The following is a 229-nucleotide window of genomic DNA, read 5'->3' as shown; positions in this document are numbered from 1 at the left end:
CAAGAAAGTGTGCAAAATATTCGTTGGATGATAGAAGAATTAAGAGTTAGCTTATTTGCTCAACAAATAGGTACTCCATATCCTATATCAGATAAACGTATATTACAGGCAATGGAACAAATTAGTTTTAGCTGATCTAAAATATTTTTATATAATAAATTGCCCATAAGCTTAATTAAAGCTATGGGCAATTTCTCTTTGCTAACTGAAGGTTTTTTACCATATTTTG

1 protein-coding gene is annotated in these 229 nt (G+C 29.3%); it reads left to right on the top strand.

Annotation, left to right across the window (positions count from 1 at the left end):
* Nucleotides 1-135, top strand: a 135-nt coding sequence (locus M983_RS17220; protein ID WP_157091998.1) for a DUF3418 domain-containing protein, incomplete at its 5' end; no start/stop codon positions are given.
* Nucleotides 136-229: the final 94 nt, after the last annotated feature.

The sequence above is a fragment of the Proteus myxofaciens ATCC 19692 genome, assembly GCF_001654855.1.
GTDB lineage: Bacteria > Pseudomonadota > Gammaproteobacteria > Enterobacterales > Enterobacteriaceae > Proteus > Proteus myxofaciens.
This window is presented reverse-complemented; position numbering and strand designations above follow the sequence as displayed.